Origin of the sequence: Streptomyces sp. Tu 3180, from assembly GCF_009852415.1 — a bacterium.
Taxonomy (GTDB): Bacteria; Actinomycetota; Actinomycetes; order Streptomycetales; family Streptomycetaceae; genus Streptomyces.
On sequence record NZ_WOXS01000002.1, the window covers coordinates 4,366,612 to 4,388,966 of the forward strand.

Here is a 22,355-nt window from a genome sequence, read left to right on the forward strand (position 1 = left end):
CGGTGAGACCCCGGCTCAGGGAGGGTGCACGATGAGTGGTTCGGACAGGCGCGGCCGGCGTGAGCGGATTCTGCGGGCGGCCGTGCGGCAGGGACTCCTGGAACCCGAGACGGCCGTGCTGGCCGGGTTCGTCGACCTCGACGGCGTCGACGAGACCGTCAGGGCCCTGCACGGCGCGTTCCCCGACTCCCTCCGGGTCCTGCACGCGTTCGCGGCCAAGGCGAACTGCCTGGTCCCCGTGCTCGAGGAACTGCGCCTGAACGGCATGGGCTGCGAGGTCGCCAGCGCCGGCGAGCTCGCCCAGGCGCTGGAGGCGGGCTTCGAGCCCGCGCACATCGTGTTCGACTCCCCGGCCAAGACCCGGGCCGAGCTGGCCCGGGCCCTGGACCTGGGGATCGCGGTGAACGCGGACAGCTTCCAGGAACTCTCCCGGCTGGACGAGCTCCTGGCGGCCCGCTCCTCCGGCTCGCGGATCGGCGTGCGCGTCAACCCCCAGGTCGGCGCCGGCTCGATCACCGCCATGAGCACGGCCACCGCGACCTCGAAGTTCGGCATCCCCCTGGAGGACGAGGGCAACCGGCGACGCCTGCTCCAGGCGTACCGGGACCGTCCCTGGCTCACCTGGGTGCACACGCACGTCGGCTCGCAGGGCTGCCCCCTGGACCTGATCGCCCGCGGCATCGCGAAGGCGGTGGAGTTCGCCGAGGAGGTCAACTCCCACCTCGGGCGCCGGCAGGTCACCGGCATCGACATCGGGGGAGGACTGCCGGTCAACTTCGACAGCGACGAGACGACGCCGGGCTTCGACACCTACGTGGACCACCTGCGCGAGCACGCCCCGGCCCTGTTCTCGGGCGCGTACGAGGTCGTCACCGAGTTCGGCCGCTCCGTGCTGGCCAAGAACGGGTTCACCGCCGCGTACGTCGAGTACACCAAGACCGTCGGCGGGCGTCCCATAGCGATCACCCACGCCGGCGCGCAGGTCGCCACGCGGACGGTGTTCGCCCCCGACGCGTGGCCCCTGCGGATCGAGGCCCACGACGCCCACGGCCGGGCCAAGCACGGCCGGCCCGTGCCGCAGGACGTCGCGGGCCCGTGCTGCTTCGCCGGCGACCTGCTGGCACGCGACCGTGCGCTGCCCCTCCTCGACGTCGGCGACCTCGTCGTCGTCCCGGACACCGGCGCCTACTACTTCTCCACGCCCTTCCACTACAACAGCCTGCCCGAACCCGCCGTGCACGGGGCCCGGGTCGACGCCGACGGCCGGGTCACCTTCCGGCTGCTCCGCCCCGCACAGGCCGCCCACCCGTTCCCGGCCCTCGCCGGGCGGTGACCCCCGCCCTCCCGCGCGACCCCGACGGAACGCCGATCGCGGCCACTTGGACCGGTGCGGCCCGGGCGGGCACGCCCGGCCGCCCGGAGGAACCACGACACCGAGGAAGGCAGGTGCAACCGCCATGAAAGTACGGTGCGCCCGGTCAGGGTGCCCCACGGAGAAAGCGACGTCACCGGGCCGGTGGAGGGTCGTCGGACGACGGCTGTCCACCACGGGGGCGCGCTGCGGCCGGGCGACGTGTGACGCCGCGCGGTGGATCTCGCGACGCCGGCGCGTCGCGGCCGACCAGTTCCTCAGGGGTGCCTGCTACGGGGCGGGCACGGCCGTGGTGGGTCTGCTGGCGGTGTGGGCGCAGACCCGCTGACGGCAGGGCGGCCCCGGACCGGCCGGTCCGGGGCCGCCCGCGTGCTTGCACGGCTATTGACCTGCGCAGATTCGCTGTGCTTCCCTCGGCCTGGGCGTGGGGGCACCGCCGCGTCACGGGGGGGCGACCCGGCGGAGAACACCCTCACGCGGGAGCGGGGGCGGAGCCGTCCCGGGGTGGCCCGCCGGGGTGCGGGCGGCCGACGGCACGGGAGCCGGCGGCGGCCGGGCCGTCACCGGTGTGGCGGGCGGGGGGTTCCAGGACGACGTCCCGCACCGGGGCCGGCGGCCGGCGTGCGGGGCGACGACGGACTTCCCGGAACCCGGACCGTGGTCCTTCCGTCTTGCTGTGACGGGCTGCCCCTCGTGAGGGGGGAAGCCGGTTCCGGCCGGAAGGTGACGAGCGAAACCCGCCCTGACATGACCAACATCTAGCAAAGCGGCCAAGAATTGAGACACATACCACCGCAGGACCTTTCGCGAACGAGCCGGAGAACGGCGTTCTCCGGGTGGCGCCGAGCACGGGCGGGACTCTGGGCCGCGGCGGCCGTCACGACCCTCGGGTTCCTCGTCGCGCTGGAGTTCGCCGCGCGGCACCACGGCGTCCCCGGTCCGATCACCAACCAGGTGCGGGAGGTGGTGTTCGCCCCCAAGTCGGGCGGACTGCTGTACGCCGCCATGGCGTTGATGACGGTGGTCCTCACCTGGCGGCAACGGCTCGTCGCGGTGGGGGCGGCGGTCGGTGTCGACCTCGCCTTCCTGGTGGTCCGGTGGGCGGTCGGAGCCGGGACGGACGGCGGCCACCCCTTCGGCAACGGCGCGTTGTGGGTGGTCCTGGCCTGCGCGGTCATCGCCGTCACCCGCCGCACCGGCCGGGAGCGCGTCCTGCTGCTGAAGGGCGTCGGGCTGGCCCTGCTGCTGGTGGCCGGCCGCAAGACCGGTGACACCTGGCTGTTCATCACCTCGAAGACCCGCCCGGTGGTGCTCGACCAGTACGTGGCGACCGCCGACCACGCGCTGGGCAACCCGTCGTGGCTGGTGGGCCGGGTGGTCACGGCCACCGGTCCCGTCGGCTTCAACTTCCTCGACTTCGTCTACGGCCAGCTCGCGGTGGCCGCGGTCGTCGTCGCGCTGTACCAGCTGCGCCGTGTGGCGGTCGAGGGCCGCTTCCCGGGCCACCACCTGGTGCGCACCTTCCTGGTGATCGGCCTCCTCGGGCCGGCCTTCTACATGATCTACCCGGTGGTCGGCCCGATCTTCGCCTACGGCACCGGCACCGAGCACTGGGCGGCGGTCAGCCTGTGGGCGGAGGACATGCCGCCCAGCGAACCCTGGGCGGTGGCCGACCTGTGGCCGCACACGCCACCCCCCCTCGTTCCCCCGCACCCCATGCCGTTCGACGGGATCACCCCGCGGAACTGCATGCCCAGCCTGCACACGGCGTGGGCCACCGCGATCTTCATCCACACCCGGAAGGGCCCGCGCGTCCTGCGGTTCGCGGGCACGTTCTGGCTGATCGCCACGCTCGCCGCGACGCTGGGGTTCGGCTACCACTACGGCGCCGACCTCCTGGCCGGCGTGGTGTTCACGCTCACGATCGAGGCGGCGCTGCGCGCGTCCGACCGCGGCTGGGACCGGTCGGGGGTCCGGCTGGTCGTTCACGGCGCGACGGTCTTCGCCGCGCTCCTGGTGTCCTACCGCTTCCTGCCGTCGGAGATGGCCGAGCGTCCGTGGCTGTACGGACCGCTGCTCGTGCTGGTGACGGCCTCGGTGGTCCTCGGCTACGTACGGACCACCGCGCTGTGGGAACCGGGGGCCGCACCGGTGCGCCGGCCGGAACCGCAACCCGAACTGACCTGACCCCCGCCGCACCGGGCGGCCTGCCGCGCACCGCCCGGGCGGGACCGGGGAGCCGCCCGGGTGCCCGGCGGTCCGGCCGTGGCCGTGGTGGCCGGCGTGCCCTCCGTCCCCTCCCCCTTCCCCCGGGAGGCACGGGGCCGTCCGGCCCTCACCACGGGCCCCTCCCTCCCGCCCGCCCGTCCCGCCCACGGCCCTCGAGCCGATCGTCACCGGCCGCCGCGCGGGCGGGACCGGCGCCGGGATCCGGCCGTCACCGGCCTCCCGGTGACGGGGTGCCGGCCCGCCCCGGCCTCCGTAGCGGTACCGGAGCCCAGAGCCATCTCCGCGTGCGGGTGCGGCCCGCGACGTCCGCGCTGTGCGCGGCCGCCACCACCGTCATCACCGGCCAGGCCAGGAAGGTCGTCCCCAGCTGCGCGGGGGCCCCGCCCGTGGCTGCCGCGACGACCAGGAACTCGGCGGGGAAGACCAGCGCTCCGAGCAGCGCCCCCGCGAGGGCCGGCGCCCACGCGCGGGTGACGGCGCGCGACACCAGAGCCAGTCCCCCGACGAGGACCAGGCCCATCAGCACACCGGCCAGCAGGCTTCCCCCGAGGAGAAGCCCGCCGGACCGCACGTTGTGTGCGGCGAGCCGTGTGTCCCCTCCCCTGAGGAATTCCACCAGGGCCACGACCACGGCGAGAGCGGCCCACGGGACGCTCGGGGCGCAGGCCATCAGCAGACCGACCCGCACGCCGCGCCCCAGCATGCCCCGCCTGTTCACACGTCCCCCTCGGCCGTCCCGCCTGCTGCGCGGAGGAGACTACGCGAGCGGCCCGGGGCGCCGGCTCCCGGGCGGTACCGCTCGCACCGCGGGCGGGCGCGTGCTGTCCTGGAACCAGCACAGGAGCGCACGCCGATGCGTCACAGCCGGACCTCCCCCCTCGCACCCGCCCGGTCCCCCGCGCCGACCGGAGCGGGCGGAGGCCTGCTGCCGGCCCGGGAGCTCGCCGCCGCCTGGTTCCTGATCGTCCTGATCGCGGTGCCCGCCTGGGTGCTGACGGTCGGGCAGGCCCGGGACATGGGGATCGGGCCCGGCGCGACGGGGAGGTCGCTGCCCCTGTTCCTGCTGATGTGGGTGACGATGACGGCGGCCATGATGCTGCCGTCCATGGCGCCGGTGGCCCTCACGTGGGTGCGCGGGATCGGCCGGCGGTCCTCCGGCTGGACGCGGACCGCGCGCACCGTCGAGTTCGTGGGCGGGTACCTGCTGGTGTGGACCGCCTTCGGCCTGCTCGCCCACGCGGCCCTGGCCCTCACCGGCGGCCTGGTGGACGACCGTCCCGCCGCCGGACGCTGGATCGGCGCCGTGGCCTTCCTGCTCGCGGGCCTGTACCAGCTCGGCCCCCTCAAGAACGTCTGCCTGCGGCACTGCCGCGACCCTCTGGGCCACCTGGTGCGCTACGCCGGGTTCCGGCGGCCGGCCCGCGACCTCAGGGTGGGCGTCCACCACGGCGCCTACTGCGTCGGCTGCTGCGCGGGACTGATGGTCGTCCTGATCCCGCTCGGCGTGATGAACGTGGCGGCGATGGCCGGGCTGGCCGGGGTGGTCTTCGTGGAGAAGCTGTGGTCCCGCGGTCCGCTGCTCGCCCGGTGCGTGGGCGTCGCGTTCCTCGTGTTCGCCGTGCTCGCGCCGTTCCAGGACTGGCTGCTGCCGGGGCTGCGGGCGCCGATGCCGGCGATGGGCGGTGGGTGACCCGCCCGGCCCCGAGGACCGTGCGGTTCACCGGGCGGACCCCGGCGGACCGGGGCCGCGCCCGGGCGAACCCCGGGGACCGGGGCCGTGCCCGGGCGGTCCCGGGACACCCGCGGACCGGCCGACGGGCCCCGCGGGTCCGGACGGCAGGACCCGCGGAACGCCCTTGGGGCACGCGTCCCCGCTAGTCGGGACCGCTCCAGTCGAACGGGAAGTGCTTGCTCGACTTCCCCGAGCGCTCCCAGGAGAAGCCGAACGCGTCGGCGCGGTCGACGACGGCCCGTCCCCAGGTGGCGACCTGGCCCGGTCCCACCTCGGCGCCCGGGGCGTTGTGGACCTGGACGCGTGCGCCGTCCGGCGTCGTCGGGCCGGTGAGCGCCTCGGCGGTGGCCGTGACCCGGCCGGGAACCTCGGCCCGCCAGGTGGCGAGGTCCTCGTCGATCTCGACGTGGACGGGGGCGAAGTCCGTGCCGCGCATCTCGGGGTGGAACATCTCCCCGAACCGCGCGGGCCACCCGCCCGCCGTACCGCCGAAGACGGCCCCGAGCGCTTCGCGCTGCCGCTCGTCGGCCCGTTCGTCGAGGAAGACCGCGGCGTACGGGTCGGTGTGCGTGCCGGTCCAGGGGTTGCCGACGAAGGAGCCGAGCATCAGGACGTTGAGACCGTCGAGCCGCACGTCGCCGAAGCTGCCCTCCCGGATGTGCCAGACCAGCACGCCCTCGCAGTCGCCGTAGGTCGGGGGCTGGGCGAACGTACAGGGGCACGGTATGGCGCACTTGCACACGTCGAACCAGTCACCGACCAGGTGCCAGCGCGTACCGGTGGTGACGTGATCGGTCATCTCGCTTCCCTCCCGCCGAGCCCGGGGGCTCACTCGGTGTGGCGAGACCGCGTGTCGTGAGCCCGCGCCCGGGGTGACGAGGCGGCCTCCCCTCCAGCTTGCACCCCACGCCCCGGCGGGGGAACCCGGGCAGCGGTCCGCGGGCGGGGTCCGTCCCGCGGCACCCCGGCGGACCGGGCCGGGAGCGGATGCCGGAGGCGGGACCCGTCAGGCGGCCAGCACCCGCCCCGCCCGCAGTTGCTGCAGCCCGGTCTCCCCGTCCGCTTCGGAGGGCCGGCGGGGCAGGGGCAGACGGAACCCGCGGAGCATCCGGGTCTCCGGCCGTACGGCGGCATCGCGACTGCGGCCGTGTTCCAGCAGACGGCCCAGGGCCTGTCCGATACGGCTCGCCGGCTCGTCGATGCAGACGCGTTCTTCCGCGTAGGCGTGGACGAGGGGGTGGAGCCGGAAGCGGTCCGGCGCGGTCCGCTCGAGCAGGTGTGCCGCCGTCAGGGCGGCGAGGTGGTGCTCGGCCGCGGCGGGCGGTTCGCCCAGGAGCGCGGCAGCAGCGGTGGCGTCGATCTCCTGCACCGGATGGAGGGCCAGCAGCCGCAGCAGCTGCCGCGCGTCCTTCGGCAGCCGTGCGTCGGAGGCGAACAGCGCGGTCCGTACGCCGTCCTCCAGGGCCAGGGTGACCAGGGGCTCGCGGTAGTAGTCGCCGAGCGTCCAGGCGGGGTGGTCCCGCATGTGGCGGCCGATGACGGACAGCGCCAGCGGGAGGTGGCCCAGCAGGTCCGCGATCTGCCGGACGGCCGGGAGGTCCGGGGCGACGCGGTCGGCGCCCGCCGTCACCCGCAGCAGTTCCACGGAGTCGTCCGGGTCGAGGAGCGGCACCGGTAAACGGGTGGCCTCGCCGAGGCCGTCCAGGGCCCGCCGACCGGTGATCACCGTGCGGCACCCCGGGGTCCCGGGCAGCAGCGGCCGCAGCTGTTCCGCGTCCGCCGCGTCGTCCAGGACGACCAGCGCGCCGGTCCCCGCCAGCAGCTGGCGGTAGAGGGCCGCGCGTGCGTCGAGGTCGTACGGGACGCGGTCGCCGGTCGTGCCGAGCAGGCGGAGGAAGGTCTCCAGCACGGCGGCCGGGTCGGCGGGCGGGCCCTGCGGGGCCGAGCCGCGCAGGTTCGCGAACAGGACGGGCACGTCGGTGCGTTCCCCGGCGAGCAGCCGGTGGGCGACGTGCAGGGCCAGTGACGTCTTGCCCGCGCCCGCCATGCCCTCCAGCGCCAGCGTCGCCGTCGCGGCGCGGCCGGAGGTCAGCAGGGCCCGCGCCCGGGCCACCGGGCCGGTCCTGCCGACGAACACGGAAGGGCCCGCGGGCAGCCGGTCGTAGGCGCTGACCCGCGCGGCGGCCTCGGCCTCGCCGAGCACGGCCCGGAGCGACTGCCGCCACACGGAGAGGACGGCCTCGTCGGCGCCGACGAGGGCCTGGACCACGGCCATGAGCAGGTCGGAGTTGGGGCGGCGGCGGCCCACCTGCAGACAGTTGCCCACCGTCGAGCGGGCCGGCCATTCGCCGCGCGGGCGTCCCGCCCGCTGCCATTCCCGGTGGATGCGCCGCGTGATCTCGGTGATCGACGGGTTGCCCGCCCACGCTTTCAGCAGTCTCAGTTCCGCGATGAATTCGTCCATCGTGCGGGCTTTTCCCGGATCCAGTACCTGCGGCACGAACATCCTCCCCCATGGGACACCTGGGCCACGACAAACTTGGAACGGTCGTTTCAAGTTAGATGACGTGGTGCTGTACCTGTCAACTGGTTTCCATCTGTCGAGCCTCGGACACGGAGCGCGTCCAGGATCATCCACGATCCGTCCGGAAGCCGTTGTTCCGTCCTGATGCTGAGGCCCGTTCCCGCTCACCGGCGCCCCCGGCCGCCCCGCCGGGCCCCGTTCCAGGAAAGGAGTCCGTGCACCGCCATGCCCGGAACCGGTGTGTCCCCTCCTCCGAGATCACCGTGCGGGTCCGCGCGCCCGCCGCCCTCCGGGGCCTGGTCCCCGAGCCCCTGCTCGAGGCCGAGCGGGGCTGCATCGTCCCCCACTCGATCCCTGACGCCGTGACGGTCCGCCTCACCGACGGGTGGCGCCGACTCTTCCCCCACCGAAGGCACCGAAGGAGACAAGACCGTGGAAACGCAGCACAGCACGATGCAGGACAGCACGATGCGGCACAGCACCACGCAGGACGGCAGCGGCCGGAACCGCGGCACGGCGGACACGGCGACGCACGCGAGCGGGATGCGGCACGCCCCCGTGACCGGTGCGGCTCCCGGCACACGACGCGTCACGATCGTCGGCGCGGGCTTCTCCGGCACCCTCACCGCCATCCGGCTGCTCCACTTCGCCGACACGCCCCTGGAGATATGCCTGATGGAGCGGGAGGAGGGCTACCGCTACGGCGGTATCGCCTTCGGCCGGGCGTCCACCAACTGGGAGCACATGCTCAACATCCAGGCCGGCCGCATCACCCTGCGCCGCGAGCGCCCGGAGGACTTCCTGGAATGGGCCAACGAGGAGGCGGACCGCTCCGAGTGGCCGCGGAGGTGGCAGTACCACACCTTCGGCGTGGCCTGCGTCGTGCCGCGGCGGATCTTCCGGCAGTACCTGGCCGAGCGGCTGCGCGGCGCGGCCGCCGACGCCTCCACCGGCGTGACGCTGCGCGAGCTGACCGGTGAGGTCATCGACGTACGCGGCCGGGACGGCGGCTACGTCGTCAGGTACGCCGACGCCGGGCCGCAGGGCGACGTGCACGACCTGCCGTCGGACCAGGTGATCCTCGCGACCGGTCACCTCTCGCCGGTCCAGGCGCCCTTCTACCACCGCATCAAGGACTCCGACCGCTTCATCGCCGACCCCTACGCCCCCGGCGCCCAGGAGCGGTTCCGGGCGGTCGGCCCCGAGGAGACCGTCCTCGTCACGGGCTCCGCGCTGTCGGCCTTCGACACGGTGATCTCCCTCGTGCACGCCGGCCACCGGGGGCAGATCCTGATCTGCTCACGCGGCGGCCACCTGCACGGCACCTACCCGGCCGACCACGAGCACGACATCTGGCAGGCCCGCCGCCCGCCCTTCCTCGACGCCGAGCGGCTCACCCCCGAGGTGGTGGTGGAAGGGGTCAGGGCGGAGTACGCGCACCTGCGGGACGAGCACGGTGTGGAGCCGGGCAGCGCGCTCGACGCCGTCTTCCCCGAGCGCGTCATGAAGGCGTGGGAGCCGTACGTCATCGAGCTGGTCTCCCGCATGGACGCGCGCGACGTGCGGATGCTGCTCGACAGGTACAAGAGCCTGATCGTCACCAGCCGCACCAGCACCGTGCGGGAGATCGGCGGTGTCGTGCGCGACCGGATGCGCGAGTTCAACGGCGCCCCGAAGACCGTCAGCGTGATGGCCGCCGGCATCCAGGACATGCGCCCCGTCGAGGACGGCACGAGGATCCGGGTCGTCTTCGCCGACCGGCCGGACATCGTGGTCGACCGGGTCGTCAACTGCCTGGGCAACAACACCGATTACGAGCGCCCCGACCACCCCCTGTGGAACAGCCTGGTCAACGGGCACGGATACGCGCGGCCGCAGACCAGGACCCACCGGGGCATCGAGGTCGGTGCGCACGGACAGCTGATCGCCGCCGACGGCGGGGTGACACCGGGCCTGTTCGGCGTCGGCCCGATGCGCCAGGGCGACGAGACCACCCGCCGCGGCCGGCTGGGCGCGTTCGTGTTCAGCATCGGCACCCTGCGCAACCAGTGCTTCGACACGGCGACGGAGGTGCTGCGCCGCCTCAGGTCCGCGAGCGACGAGGAGCAGATGGACATCCCCGACGGCATCCACCACTGCCTGATCCGCAGCAGCGACTGGATCGCCGCCGACCTCGCCACCGAGGAGGCACAGGCCACCCGCCTGCGGGAGCGTCTGCAGCGCTACGCCCGCGAGAGCGCCTACCCCAACGCCCTCAACTACCTGCGGGCCCAGGACCGCACCGAGCGCCGCAAGTACCGCGGCATCCTCGACGACGACCTGGCGGACTTCGGCGCCGCCCTGGCCCGCGAGTTCGACCTCACCGCACAGCAGGCCCGGCGGACCGTCTCCCTGCTGTCCACGCTGGTGGAGAAGCACGCCGTCCACAACCTGTGCGACATCACCAGGCTGGCGGGCTGGGACTCCAGCTACGGCGAGCAGGTCAGGCACGCCCCGAAGAAGGGCGAGTGATGGCAGACAGCGAAGAGCAGGAACTGCTCAGCCGCCTGTTCCTGGTCCGGCACGGCGAATCGACCTGCAATTCCGTCCACCGCATCGCGGGCCAGCGCGACGCCCCGCTGACCCTCCTCGGCCGCATCCAGGCCGAGAAGGTCGCCCGGGGCCACCGCGGCCGGCACTTCGACCGCATCTACGTCTCCCCGCTGACCCGCGCGTACGAGACCGCCGACATCGTCTTCGGCATCGACACCCCGGATCCGGGCGGCCCCGACGTCGTGGTCGACGAGCGCCTGATGGAGCGCGACTTCGGCAGCTACACGCTGGAGAGCAAGTCCATCCTCCAGCGCCGCCACGGCATCGCCGAGTACGAGCGGGCCATGAACGCCGACAGCCCGACCCTGCGCGGCGGCGAGACGTTCCAGCGGTTCAAGGACCGCGTCCACGCCTTCTACCAGGAGGAACTGCTGCCCGCGCTGCGCCGGGGCGAAGTGGTCTGCGTGGTCTCGCACAAGTACGTCGTCGAGCTGATCTGCCGGTTCGTCCTGGACAGGCCCGCCGACGAGTCCTACGACCTGCGCCTGCCCAACTCCCAGATGCTGCAGGGCGACCGGATCCACAGGTACGTCGAGAACGAGAACAAGACCATGAACATGGTCTACGACTGGATCGTCGTCAACCATCCCGTGGTCCTCTGCGCGGGCCTGGCGGCGGGCCTGCTCGCCAACGTGGCGGGACTGCGGCTCTCCGCCTCGCCGTACCTGCTGCTCCTGCTCCTGGTGCTGGCCAGCGTCATCACCATGTGCCGCATCGAGCTGGAGAACGCGCGGGCGTTCGTGACCGACCGCGGCACGCTCCGCTCCGTCGCCCTGCGCTACCTCGTCCTGCCGGTCGCCTTCGCGGCACTGGTGCGCTGGTGGGACGCGGGCAGCACGAGCACGGCGGCGATCGCCGCGGTGTTCCTCGCCACCCCCGGCTCGGTGGTGGCGATGACCGTCAGCCGCTGCCTCGGCGGAATGATCATGCCGACGTTCGCGCAGGTGCTGCTCTCCTCGCTGGCCGCGGCCGTCTCGTTCTCGGCCGTCCTCGCCCTGACCCTGCGCGAGGGCGTCGCCCCGGCCGTCGCCATCAGCGCCGCCACCTCGACCGGCGTGGTCACGGCGGCCTACCTCCTGGTCAAGCGCCTGCGGGAGCGCTCCCCCATCCGTACGGCCAAGTACGGCGAGCGCAACGGGTACGTGGCGGTGCTGCTGCTGACCGCGTTCATCGTGCTGGTCTGCCTCGAGCTCGACCTGGACGGCTTCGCCACCTACGCGCCGACCGCCGTGGGCATCGCCGTCGGCCTGCGACTCGTCGCCGTGCTGCTCAAGCGCCGACGCCACGTCCAGACGCTCGACGACTACACCGCCATGACCTACCCGAACGTCTTCGTGGTGGTCATCATCGCCGCGCTCACCGGCAACGGGCCGCTGGAGCAGGTGGCGATCTGGACCCTGCTCCCGATGTTCGTCCTGTCCTTCTTCGACAGCTGGTACGCCCGCTTCCTCGTCGTCGCCCCCGACGACGCGCGCTGGCCCGCCGTCCTCGGACTCCCCCCGAGCCGCCCCGGGCGCGGCCGCCCGGCCGCCGAGGACCCCCACCAGCCCTCCGTCCCCGCACCTTCCTGACCCCCACGGGAGTTGTCGTGCCACACCTGACCCATCTGGCCGCCACCACGGACAAGAACCTCGAACTCGTCCTGCAGGTCCTGCCCGCGATCGTGGTCATCCTGGCCGCCTCGGCGGTCTGCGGCCGTCTCGCCCTCCTGGTGAAGCAGCCGCGCGTGCTGGGCGAGATGGTCGCCGGCGTCCTGCTCGGCCCCACCCTGTTCGGCGCCCTCTTCCCGACGGTGCAGAAGGAGATCTTCAGCCCCGAGGTGAAGCCCATCCTCTACGTCCTGAGCACCATCGGCCTGACCGTCTTCATGTTCCTGGTCGGCGCCGGCCTCGACCACGGGGGCGGCGGAGGCAAGAAGGACACCAGGAACGCCGTCGTCCTGGCCGTCTCCGGCATCGTCCCCTCCCTCCTGCTCGGCGTCGGCGCCGCCTACCTCCTCCACGACAAGCTGTCCCGGCCCGACGTCAGCTCCTTCCAGTTCGCGCTCTTCATCGGCGGCGCCCTGTCGATCACGGCCTTCCCGATGCTGGCCCGCATCCTCTACGAGCGCCGCCTGGAGAACTCCCGCCTCGGCCGGATGACCCTCCTGGGCGCCTCCATCGACGACGCCGCGGCCTGGTGCTTCCTCGCCGTGCTGTCGGCCATGCACACCGGGGCCGGAGCCATGCACGTCCTGCGCATGATCGGCTTCACCGCCCTGTTCGCCCTGGTCATGCTGACCGTCGTGGCCCGGCTGCTGCGCCCGCTGGGTGACCGGGTCGAGCGCACCGGCCACTTCGGCTTCGACCAGATGTACGTCATCGTGGGCATCGTCCTGCTGGCCGGACTGTTCACCGACTACATCGGCATCTACTCCGTCTTCGGCGGCTTCATCGCCGGACTCGCCATGCCGCGCAACCCCGCCTTCCGCGCGGCCCTGCACAGCCGCATGATGGACGTCGTCTGCGTCCTGCTCCTGCCGATCTTCTTCGCCTTCTCCGGCCTCAACACCGAACTCGGCGGCATCACCGGATGGGCCATGGTCGGCCCGCTCCTGCTGATCCTGGCGGCGGGCTTCTTCGGCAAGTACGCGGGCTGCGCGCTCGCCATGCGCGGCGTCGGCTTCTCCTGGCGCGAGTCCTGGGCGACCGGCGGCCTGATGAACGCCCGCGGCCTGATGATCCTCATCTTCATCAACATCGGCCTCGCCCAGGGGATGATCACCAAGGAGGTCTTCTCCATGCTGGTCCTCGTCGCGGTCATCACCACCGCCGGCGCCATGCCGCTGTACCGCTGGGCGCTGCCCGAGCGGCTCGAACAGCGGATGTCCCCTCCGGCACGCGAACCCGAGGCCGCTCCCGGACCGGCCTCGCCCGAGGCGGAGCCCGTTCACGCCTGACCCACCGGCCGGCCGGACGCGCGAGCGCCCGGCCGGCCCGCACGTCATCACCCGCTCCGAGTCCCACGTCCCCGCACGGGAGCAGTCATGCCCAACGGCGTGAACGGCGTCGCCCTCGCCGTCTTCCTCTTCTTCTTCCTGGCCGTCACGGTCATGGGCTTCCTCGCCTCGCGCTGGCGCAGGGCCGAGAACGAGCACAGCCTCGACGAATGGGGCCTGGGCGGCCGGTCGTTCGGCACCTGGATCACCTGGTTCCTGCTCGGCGGCGACGTCTACACGGCCTACACGTTCGTGGCGGTCCCGGCGGCGGTCTACGCGGCGGGCGCGGCCGGTTTCTTCGCGGTGCCGTACACGATCCTCGTCTACCCCCTGATCTTCACCTTCCTGCCCAGGCTGTGGTCCGTGTGCCACCGGCACGGGTACGTCACCACGGCGGACTTCGTCCGCGGCCGGTTCGGCTCGAAGGGGCTGTCGCTGGCCGTGGCCTTCACCGGCATCCTGGCGACGATGCCGTACATCGCGCTCCAGCTGGTCGGCATCCAGGCCGTGCTGGACGTGATGGGCGTCGGCGGCGGCGAGGACACCAACTGGTTCGTCAAGGACCTGCCGCTGCTGATCGCCTTCGGCGTGCTGGCGGCGTACACCTACTCCTCGGGGCTGCGCGCCCCCGCCGTGATCGCCTTCGTCAAGGACACGCTGATCTACGTGGTCATCGTCGTGGCGATCGTCCACATCCCGATCAGGCTGGGCGGCTTCGGCGAGATCTTCGCCTCGGCGAGCGAGGCGTACGGCCGGACCGACCCCGCGACCGGAGAGCCGCGCGGCGCGCTGATCAGCGCCCCCGAAGCGCAGTGGACGTACGCGACCCTGGCGCTCGGCTCCGCGATGGCCATGTTCATGTACCCGCACTCCATCACGGCGACGCTGTCCTCGCGCAGCCGCGAGGTGATCCGCCGCAGTACGACGGTGATGCCCCTCTACACCCTGATGCTGGGTCTGCTGGCGCTGCTGGGCTTCATGGCGATCGCGGCGGGCGTGAAGGTGCGGAACGGCCAGCTGGCGATCCCGCAGCTGTTCGAGGACATGTTCCCCGACTGGTTCGCGGGCGTCGCCTTCGCGGCGATCGGCATCGGCGCCCTCGTCCCCGCGGCCATCATGTCCATCGCGGCGGCGAACCTGTTCACCCGCAACATCTACAAGGACTTCATCAGGCCGGACGCCACACCGGCCCAGGAGACCAAGGTCTCCAAGATCGTCTCCCTGCTGGTGAAGGTGGGCGCGCTCGCCTTCGTCCTGACCATGGACAAGACCGTCGCCATCAACTTCCAGCTGCTGGGCGGCATCTGGATCCTGCAGACCTTCCCGGCCCTGGTCGGCGGCCTGTTCACCCGCTGGTTCCACCGCTGGGCGCTGCTCGCGGGCTGGGCGGTCGGCATGCTCTACGGCACGGTCGCCGCGTACGGCGTCGCCTCCCCGACGCAGAAGCACTTCGGCGGCTCCTCGAAGGAGATTCCCGGCATCGGCGAGATCGGCTACATCGGCCTCACCGCCTTCGTCATCAACGTCCTGGTCACGGTCGTCCTGACCTTCGTCCTGAGGGCCGCCAAGGCCCCCGAGGGCGTCGACCGGACCAAGCCGGAGGACTACACGGCGGAGGCGGCTCCCGCTCCCCGCCCGGGTGCCTCGCCCGTACCCGGTCCCAGGTGAGACCCGGCTCCACGTACGCCTACGCCGCCGCCCGGACGCCGATCGAGTCCAGGGCGGCGGTCACCGTCCCGTGCAGCGTCGCGGCGTCCGCACCGGCGCGCGAGCGCAGGTTGACGCCGTAGGCGAGCAGGGCCAGCAGGTCCGCGGACGCGCCGGGGTCGGTGCCGGGGGCGAGCTGCCCCTCGTGGCCGGCGGTGACGAGTGCCGCGTGCATCGCCTCGCGCAGCTCGCGGTGGTGCTGGTCCAGGACGGCGCGCACCTCCGGATCGCTGTTCTCGGCCCCGGCGTGAGCGTTGGAGACCATGCAGCCCCAGCGGGCGTGCTCGCCCGAGCAGCGGGCCTCGATCAGGCCGGCGAAGAACTCGGAGATCGCGGGCAGGCCCCGCCCGTCCCCGGCCAGGCGCCGGAACACCGGCTGGGACCGCTGCTCCAGGTAGCGGCGCAGCGCGGCGAGGTAGAGCTCCTGCTTGCCGCCGAACGTGGCGTACAGGCTGGAGCGGTTGATCCCGGTCGCGCTCACCACGTCCTGGATCCCGGTCGAGGCCACGCCCTGCCGCCAGAACAGCCGCACCACGGTCTCCAGGACGGCGTCCGGATCGAAGTGCTTGATGTCCGGCATGGTTCACCCCACCATCTTGAAATAAGGATTCCAAGATACTCCCCGTCCGGCACGCCGCAAAGGTGCCGGCGGACGACAGAGCGGGACAGCTCGCCCACCGGTGCGAAGGCGTCCAGCTTCGTCCACGATCCGCCCCGTGGGCGCCGTGCGCCGCGACCATGCCCCCATGAATCACATACCAGCCCTCTGGGCGTCCGCGTACGGGTCGCAGTCCCCCCGCCTCCACCGTTTCCTCGCCCGCCGTGCGGTCCGTCTCGGCGCCTTCATCCGGGCCCTCGCCCTGGCCGACCACCGTCCGTTCGGCAGTTTCTGACACGTCGACACCCTTGTGCGGCTGGCGCGGGACCACGCGTGCCCTTATCTTGGAACGGTCGTTTCAAGATTTGCCCGCGGGTGCCGCCCGGACCCTTCGCCGCGTCCGGTCCCGCCCCCGTCGCCAGCCAGGAGGAACGAGCACCATGACCACCCTCAACGCCGAACTGCGCGCCTTCTACGAAGCCCGCCGGCAGCAGATCCCCCCGAGGTCCGGTCCGTCATGCAGCGGGCCGGCCGGGAACTCGCCGACTCCGGCCAGGCCGAGCGCGCCCTGACCGCGGGCGACAACGCCCCGCGCTTCAGCCTCCCCTCCGCGACCGGGCGGATCCTGTCCCTGGACGACCTGCTCGCTGACGGCCCGGTCGTCCTGACCTTCTACCGCGGTGCCTGGTGCCCGTACTGCAACATCGCCCTGCGCTCCCTCCAGCAGCACCACGACGCCATCACCGCACGCGGCGCCCGCCTGGTGGCCGTCTCCCCGCAGATCCCCGACGAGTCCCTGTCCCTGACCGAGAAGCACGGCCTCGCCTTCGACGTCCTCAGCGACATCGGCTCCGACACCGCCAAGCAGTACGGCCTCGCCTTCGACCTCCCCGACGACCTCGCCGCCGTCTACGACAAGCTCGGCTTCGACCTCCAGCGCGTCAACGACGGCCACCCGCGCACCCTCCCGCTGCCCGCCACCTACGTCATCGACCGGGACGGCGTGATCCGCTGGGCCTTCGTCGACACCGACTACACCACCCGCGCCGAACCGGCCGACATCCTCTCCGCCCTCGACGCGTCGGCCTGAACCGGGCGGCCCGACCGGCACCGGCACCGCCAGGGCCCGTCGGGCACGGGCGGGCTCCCCGGCACCGAGGGAGACGCCGCACCGGACGCCGGCACCGCCGCACCGGACCGGATCCCCCGCACGGTCCGGTGCGGTCGCGGCACGGGCCCGCTCCGGCGGGCTCAGCCGTGCCGGGCGAGCCTGACCGCCGAGACGAGCAGGACCACGGCCAGCACGGGAATCAGCACCGAGGCCGGGAACATGCCCGGCGACGGACCGCCCAGCACCGCACCGGCGGCCGAGCCCGCGGCCATGACGGCGGTGAAGCGGAGGCTGGCGCCCAGCACCGCGAAACCGCCGTCCCGGCTGTAGCGGGCGAAGGCCACCAGCATGGTCGGCAGCGACACGAGCAGGGACAGGCTCCCGGCCGTCCTGACGTCGACCGCGAACAGCAACACGATCGTGGGGATCAGCGGCTCGCCTCCGGCCACGCCCATGATCGCCGCGACGACTCCGATGCCGAAGCCCGCCACGACTCCGCTCGGCACCTGTGCCCACGACGGGAACGCGAGCGTCCCCAGGGCGGTGCCGTGCGTGACCAGCAGGACGGCGGCCATGAGCACCATCAGTGCCGCGAGCACCTCGTGGAGGGTGGAGCTGCGCATGCGCACGGCCCACGCCCCGAGCAGGCTGCCGGCCAGCAGGTTGGCCGCGACGGGCCAGTGCCCGGCCACCTCGCCCGCCGGAACCGCCGCCCGGCGGGCGGGCAGCGCGACCAGGACCACGACCAGGCTCATCGCCTTGTTGAGGATGACGGCCGGGAGCGCGGCGAACCCGAACAGGCCGATCAGCAGCGGCAGCCGGAACTCCGCGCCGCCCAGGCCGATCGTTCCGCCCAGCACGCCGAGGGCCGACCCGGCACCGAACGCCAGGGGCATCGAGCGCGTCGTACGCGCGGCGGCCAGGTCCTCGCCGGTGGCCACGACGGGATCCTCGCCGGTCACCGGCCCCGACCGCTACGGCGCGGCCCGGTCCCCGGGGAAACGTCCCGGCCAAGGGGCCGGCCTTCGTCCGGTCCTCCGAGGCACCCCGTGAGGCGCCGACGCCCGCACGGGACACCCGGGATGTTACACCCGTAACATTGCACCGGGGCGGGCTCGAGGCCCGGTCGAGCGGCGACGGAGGAGCGGCAACGGTGAACCAGACGGGGCAGATCCTGATCGGCGTCGCCGCGGGCCTTCTGGTGTGCTGGCTGATCCTCCTGGCCGTCCTCGCCCTCGCCCGTCCCAAGGGCAACCTGCTCACCGAGGCCGCCCGCCTCCTGCCCGACCTGCTCCGCCTGGTCGCCCGCCTCGCCCGCGACCGCACCCTGCCCCGCTCCACCCGTGCCCTGCTCTGGACCCTGGCCGGCTACCTGGCCCTGCCCGTCGACCTGGTCCCCGACTTCATCCCGGTCCTCGGCCACGCCGACGACGCCATCGCCGTCGCCCTCGTCCTGCGCGCCGTCGTCCGCCGGGCCGGAACCGACGCCCTCACCCGGCACTGGCCCGGCACCGCCGGCGGACTGGACGCCGTACGACGCCTCGCCGGTCTCCCCGCCGCCGACCGGCGGAAGTAGCCGCACACGGCCCTCGGGCGGGTCCTCCCCGGCCCGCCGGTCCGGGCCGGCGCGTGCACGACGTCCCTGGCCGCGGTCTGTCAGGACGCGCCCGGGCCCTCCGCGTCCTCCCCGGCCAGCGCCTCCCGCTCGAACCCGGCCAGGGCCTCACCGGCCCGCCTCAGCCCGGCCCGCACCCGCTCGCCCTGCGGAGCGCCGAAGTAGTCCCGCGACGCGATCTTCGCCACCCACGAGCGGAACCGCTCCAGGTCCGCCTCCGACTCCTCCACCTCCGCGAAGACCGCTCGCCCGCGCCGGGACTCCGTCTCCAGCTCGGCGAAGAACGACGGCAGCCGCTCCAGCACCTCCGCGTACTCCCGGTCGACCGCGGCGCTCATCTCCCCGGCGAGCTCCGACCGCTCGCCCTCGTCGACGACCTCGACGCGCACCACCCGCATCCGACCGCCGTCGGACCGCACCCGCTCGCCCAGTTCCGCCACCGCGGCGGCGACCGCGGGCCGGTCCGGCAGCAGACACACCGACTGCTGCAGATACAGCGCCCCCAGCCCTCTCAGCTTCCGCCACACCTGCATCCGCAACGACGGCACCGCACCGGCCGTCGTCACCGACACCAGCAGCCACCGCACATCCACCTCGCCTGCCACACCGCGACCGTAACCCAGCCACCGGACCGGAGGCGGAACAGCCGCGAGCACCTCCTCGAGGGCATCCCCGAGACGCCGTCGACGACGACCGACAGGGCCGCGGCCTTCCGTCCCACGACGTCCGGACGGCAGACGGACGGCCTCCGGCCGGCACGTTCGACCGGAGAGCGTCCCGCTCGCGACGCCTGTGACAAACCGTCACCCCCCGCCCCCTCCCGCCCGGTCGGGCGCGCGAGGAGCACACCGACCCGTTCGACGCGAGCTCGTGGCGGGACGACGGTCGCCGGGGCGACCCCGGCCGGTCAGTCTGCCGCCGGGCTCCGCGGGACCTGCTCCCGCTCGAACCCGTGGCTCCGCTCCACCTTCGCCACATGCAGCGTGTAGCTCTGATACCACTGGGCTCGCCCGCGCTCCTGCGCCGCGCGGTGCTCGGCGTTGCTCCGCCACTCCGTCAGGGCGTCGGCGTCGCGGAAGTACCCGACGGTGATGGACAGCCCACCGGGAGTCTGCGCGTGGTCCGCCCCCAGGTATCCGGGGACCTCCTTCACCAGCTCTTCCATGCGTGCGTTGGTCTCGCTGTAGCCGCTCTGGTCCTGGGACCGCACCGTGGTGAAGACGGCGACGTAGTAAGGGGGTTCAAAGACCCCGACGGGCGCGACGGGCACTTCGGAGTGATCGCTCATGGCGCCACTGTGAGGCAGACGCACCCGACGATCCAGCACTTTTCCCGAGGCTCCCCGAGCCGACGTCTCCCGGCCACCCGACACCGGCACACCGAACCGCACGCCCGACCGGCCCGCCGCTCACCCCGGCCCGCTCCCGGCGGCCACCACCGCTCCCCTGCCGGCGAGCGCGGGCTCAGGCGGACGGCTTGTCCGGGGACCGCAGGCCGAGCCACTGCTCGGCGTCCCAGGCCCGGAACCGCTCCACCTCGGTGAACCCCAGCCTTGCCGCGAGGCGCATCGAGCGGACGTTGGCGGTCTGGGTGGTGAGCACCACCGGTTCGCCGGGAAGGACGCCGTCGAACCAGCCGAGTGCCGCCGCGCACGCCTCGGCGGCGTATCCGCGTCCCCATGCCCTCGGCAGGAACAGGTAGCCGAGATCCGCCTTCCCCACGGCAGCCGGGCGACGATGCTCCGTCGCCCTCCTGAGCAGGATCTGGCCGATCATCGCCCCGTCGAGAGCAACGACGAAACTCCCGGGCCGCCGCCCGGGCACCTCGGGCATCTCGCGCTCGAGCTCGTCACGCAGCCGGGGGCCGCCGAGGTGGGCGTGCACCTCCGGCGAGGCGTGCAGCTCGATGAACGCCTCGCGGTCCCGGGCCCCGGGCTCACGGAGCACGAGCCGCTCGGTCCTGATCGGGGCAGGCGGCCAGGCGACGAGGCCGAGTTCAGTCATGCCGACCAACCGATCAGCACGCTGGGCGATGATCAAGGCGCGGGGGAGAAGCGCCCGTTCCATGGTCACAAGCCGACCACCGAGAGGCTGCCCGGCTTCCCAGCGCCCTGAGATGCCTTGACACGGCCGTTCCGCGCGAGAGGACCGGCACGACCCGCAGGCTTTCCACACCCGCGACCACACGCCACCGGAACACCGGCTCCCGCCCTGACCGCCGACCCGCGGCAGGCCGTGAGGGACGCGAGGCCCACGGATGCGTCCTCCTCGCTCGGCGCCTACGGCCCGGTGCGGCCGGAGGAACCGGCCGGCCTCCGCCGCCGGGACGTCGACGCCGGCACCCTCGTGATCCGCGTGCGGGCCGCCGAACCGGAGCGGACCGACGGCAGGCGGGCCCCGGGCCGACCACGTGGGACGCGGATGCTCGCGTCGTCCTCCCGGCCTTCCTCCGCAAAGAGGTGAGGCGGCACCCCGACCGGTTCCCCGAGAAGGGCCCGGACGGGCTGGTCCTCGTGGGGGAAAGGGCGCGGCCTTCCGGCGCACGACCTTCGGGCGGACGTGGCGTCGGGCTCGCGAGGGCGCCGCCGTGCTGGACGACCTCGTACGCGCCGAGCGTGCGAAGCACCACAACGGCGACCGTGCGCACCACAAGGAGGAATCATCGGCGAGCTAATGGTGCGGTTGTGGGGCGGCACCCGCTGACCGGTCTGGACAACAAAGAACCCCCGGGTCACTGACCTGGGGGTTTTGCGTGGAGCGGGTGACGAGAATCGAACTCGCGCTCTCAGCTTGGGAAGCTTGGGTTACTTGCGGGCGGTGGCCGGGCTGACCGGCGATGGAGAAGCGCTGGGCCCTGGTGGGCCAGCATCTTGTTCCCCGGTGTTCCCCGTGGTTCCCCGCACGATCTGGCACGCGTCTGGCACGGGCGGTCGTCTGGACTCTCCCGCCACCGCGCTGGTGACCACCGCTTTAGGAGTTCGATCTGCCCTCGGCCTGGTCGGGGTTCGCCTCGTGCACCACTGCCGTGCGCGGGTGCCGTGTGCCGCCGCCGTCCGTGGTCGTTGAGTCAGCGTTGGATGTCAGCGGAACATGTGGGGCATCGGGCAGGGCTCCAACGGCTCCTCCGGTCGGTCGAGCCAACGCCACCAGGCATGTCGACCGGCACACCTCCACAGTGTCCGGCAGGTCCGCCGGCCATCGTCCTCCCGCTTGGAGACAACCAGGCCGCCGGACCGCATGGGTTGGCCGCACTCGCGACAGGCCGGTGTGTCGGTGGTCATGCAGCGCACCTAATGACGCGAGCTCCTCACCTGCGTCGATCGTCCGTACGCGTCCGGGCTCGTTCGCCGTTGTCGGTCGGCGTTGTGACGCAGTTAGACACTCAGCAGCGGTCTGCCTCGGCATGTGACACCTCGACCGACTGCACGCAGTCTTCACCGACGGTCACCCCTCAGGGCCGCTGAGGATCGACTGGGCCCGAGACGGGGGCCGGCCGTTGCGGCGGTTCGTCATTGCTGAGCGCTGCAATGAGTGGCACCCCGCCCAACAACAAGAGCATGAGGGCCGCAATGACTTTGCCACTCCTAATTTTCGTCGCCCGGAACAAAATTTTCGCGTTTTCCGACTCTGCTGAAAATGTAACTTTCACTTTCCTCAACCTCAACGTAGTCAGTGAATCATGACAAAACTGTATATAACGGACTCCATGGTGGCGGTTCGGGTGGTGTCGTCGCAGGCGAACGACCCTTTATCCCGCAATGTGGATTTCGTCGTGATTATTGGTTATGTGGCATGGATCGCCAGAGCGGCTGCCTAGGGAGCTGCGGCACGCGCGGGCGGCTGCCGCCGGCCGTCGAGCCTGCTCTGTAGCGCGGTGGCCCCGCGTGTGAACGGGCGGG

The 22,355-nt window shown here is 72.7% G+C and carries 17 protein-coding genes and 2 pseudogenes; 11 read left to right on the top strand and 8 right to left on the bottom strand.

Annotated elements, in window-relative coordinates; all coding sequences use genetic code 11:
• Positions 1 to 31: 31 nt before the first annotated feature.
• Positions 32 to 1,333, top strand: coding sequence for a diaminopimelate decarboxylase (locus GL259_RS20550; RefSeq protein WP_159534839.1), 1,302 nt, complete (start codon positions 32 to 34; stop codon positions 1,331 to 1,333).
• A gap of 816 nt (positions 1,334 to 2,149) precedes the next feature.
• Positions 2,150 to 3,559, top strand: coding sequence for a DUF5933 domain-containing protein (locus tag GL259_RS20555; protein WP_279578626.1), 1,410 nt, complete (start codon positions 2,150 to 2,152; stop codon positions 3,557 to 3,559).
• A 250-nt stretch (positions 3,560 to 3,809) separates the two neighbouring features.
• On the opposite strand, the gene GL259_RS20560 is transcribed toward GL259_RS20555, so the two are convergent.
• Entirely contained in the window at positions 3,810 to 4,319 is a 510-nt protein-coding gene (locus tag GL259_RS20560) for a hypothetical protein (RefSeq protein WP_159534840.1), read from the bottom strand.
• A gap of 135 nt (positions 4,320 to 4,454) precedes the next feature.
• On the opposite strand from GL259_RS20560, the gene GL259_RS20565 reads away from it, so the two are divergent.
• A complete protein-coding gene (locus GL259_RS20565; RefSeq protein ID WP_159534841.1) occupies positions 4,455 to 5,291 on the top strand; it encodes a DUF2182 domain-containing protein in 837 nt (278 codons plus the stop codon).
• A gap of 184 nt (positions 5,292 to 5,475) precedes the next feature.
• Here the strand turns inward: GL259_RS20565 and GL259_RS20570 are convergent, their stop codons facing one another.
• A complete protein-coding gene (locus GL259_RS20570) occupies positions 5,476 to 6,132 on the bottom strand; it encodes a DUF1326 domain-containing protein (protein WP_159534842.1) in 657 nt (218 codons plus the stop codon).
• A gap of 207 nt (positions 6,133 to 6,339) precedes the next feature.
• Positions 6,340 to 7,797, bottom strand: coding sequence for an NB-ARC domain-containing protein (locus GL259_RS20575; RefSeq protein WP_159534843.1), 1,458 nt, complete (start codon positions 7,795 to 7,797; stop codon positions 6,340 to 6,342).
• A gap of 492 nt (positions 7,798 to 8,289) precedes the next feature.
• Between GL259_RS20575 and GL259_RS20580 the strand changes: the two genes are divergently transcribed.
• The 4 genes from GL259_RS20580 (at position 8,290) to GL259_RS20595 (ending at position 15,094) form a co-directional block, all read left to right on the top strand.
• The gene (locus tag GL259_RS20580) at positions 8,290 to 10,368 is read left to right on the top strand and encodes an FAD/NAD(P)-binding protein (protein ID WP_159534844.1); all 2,079 of its coding nucleotides are present in this window, start codon (positions 8,290 to 8,292) and stop codon (positions 10,366 to 10,368) included.
• Positions 10,368 to 12,020: a histidine phosphatase family protein gene (locus GL259_RS20585; RefSeq protein ID WP_159534845.1), complete on the top strand. Its 1,653-nt coding sequence runs from the start codon at positions 10,368 to 10,370 to the stop codon at positions 12,018 to 12,020. The genes GL259_RS20580 and GL259_RS20585 overlap by 1 nt, the downstream gene beginning before the upstream one ends.
• 17 nt (positions 12,021 to 12,037) lie before the next feature.
• On the top strand, positions 12,038 to 13,387 hold the full coding sequence (locus tag GL259_RS20590; RefSeq protein WP_159534846.1) for a cation:proton antiporter: 1,350 nt from the start codon (positions 12,038 to 12,040) through the stop codon (positions 13,385 to 13,387).
• A gap of 87 nt (positions 13,388 to 13,474) precedes the next feature.
• The gene (locus GL259_RS20595) at positions 13,475 to 15,094 is read left to right on the top strand and encodes a sodium:solute symporter family protein (protein ID WP_159534847.1); all 1,620 of its coding nucleotides are present in this window, start codon (positions 13,475 to 13,477) and stop codon (positions 15,092 to 15,094) included.
• Positions 15,095 to 15,113: 19 nt separating this feature from the next.
• Here the strand turns inward: GL259_RS20595 and GL259_RS20600 are convergent, their stop codons facing one another.
• On the bottom strand, positions 15,114 to 15,713 hold the full coding sequence (locus tag GL259_RS20600; RefSeq protein ID WP_159534848.1) for a TetR/AcrR family transcriptional regulator: 600 nt from the start codon (positions 15,711 to 15,713) through the stop codon (positions 15,114 to 15,116).
• A 166-nt stretch (positions 15,714 to 15,879) separates the two neighbouring features.
• Between GL259_RS20600 and GL259_RS37730 the strand changes: the two genes are divergently transcribed.
• Together GL259_RS37730 and GL259_RS20605 are read left to right on the top strand one after the other, a co-directional pair.
• Positions 15,880 to 16,026, top strand: a complete 147-nt coding sequence (locus tag GL259_RS37730; protein ID WP_166461536.1) for a hypothetical protein — start codon at positions 15,880 to 15,882, stop codon at positions 16,024 to 16,026.
• Between the two features lie 145 nt (positions 16,027 to 16,171).
• A pseudogene (locus tag GL259_RS20605) lies at positions 16,172 to 16,821 on the top strand (peroxiredoxin-like family protein).
• Between the two features lie 161 nt (positions 16,822 to 16,982).
• Here the strand turns inward: GL259_RS20605 and GL259_RS20610 are convergent.
• Positions 16,983 to 17,783, bottom strand: coding sequence for a sulfite exporter TauE/SafE family protein (locus tag GL259_RS20610; protein WP_243762340.1), 801 nt, complete (start codon positions 17,781 to 17,783; stop codon positions 16,983 to 16,985).
• Positions 17,784 to 17,995: 212 nt separating this feature from the next.
• Between GL259_RS20610 and GL259_RS20615 the strand changes: the two genes are divergently transcribed.
• The gene (locus GL259_RS20615; protein ID WP_208026500.1) at positions 17,996 to 18,418 is read left to right on the top strand and encodes a DUF1232 domain-containing protein; all 423 of its coding nucleotides are present in this window, start codon (positions 17,996 to 17,998) and stop codon (positions 18,416 to 18,418) included.
• Positions 18,419 to 18,498: 80 nt separating this feature from the next.
• On the opposite strand, the gene GL259_RS20620 is transcribed toward GL259_RS20615, so the two are convergent.
• The 3 genes from GL259_RS20620 to GL259_RS20630 all read right to left on the bottom strand — a co-directional run bounded on the left by GL259_RS20620 (position 18,499) and on the right by GL259_RS20630 (position 20,460).
• Positions 18,499 to 19,062 (bottom strand): Chromate resistance protein ChrB, encoded by a 564-nt coding sequence (locus tag GL259_RS20620; protein ID WP_159534849.1) that lies wholly within the window; start codon positions 19,060 to 19,062, stop codon positions 18,499 to 18,501.
• A 302-nt stretch (positions 19,063 to 19,364) separates the two neighbouring features.
• On the bottom strand, positions 19,365 to 19,745 hold the full coding sequence (locus GL259_RS20625) for an antibiotic biosynthesis monooxygenase (RefSeq protein ID WP_159534850.1): 381 nt from the start codon (positions 19,743 to 19,745) through the stop codon (positions 19,365 to 19,367).
• A gap of 175 nt (positions 19,746 to 19,920) precedes the next feature.
• Positions 19,921 to 20,460, bottom strand: a complete 540-nt coding sequence (locus GL259_RS20630) for a GNAT family N-acetyltransferase (protein WP_159534851.1) — start codon at positions 20,458 to 20,460, stop codon at positions 19,921 to 19,923.
• A 267-nt stretch (positions 20,461 to 20,727) separates the two neighbouring features.
• Between GL259_RS20630 and GL259_RS38840 the strand changes: the two are divergent.
• Positions 20,728 to 21,130: pseudogene (locus GL259_RS38840) on the top strand (site-specific integrase); the annotation flags it as partial.
• Between the last annotated feature and the right edge of the window lie 1,225 nt (positions 21,131 to 22,355).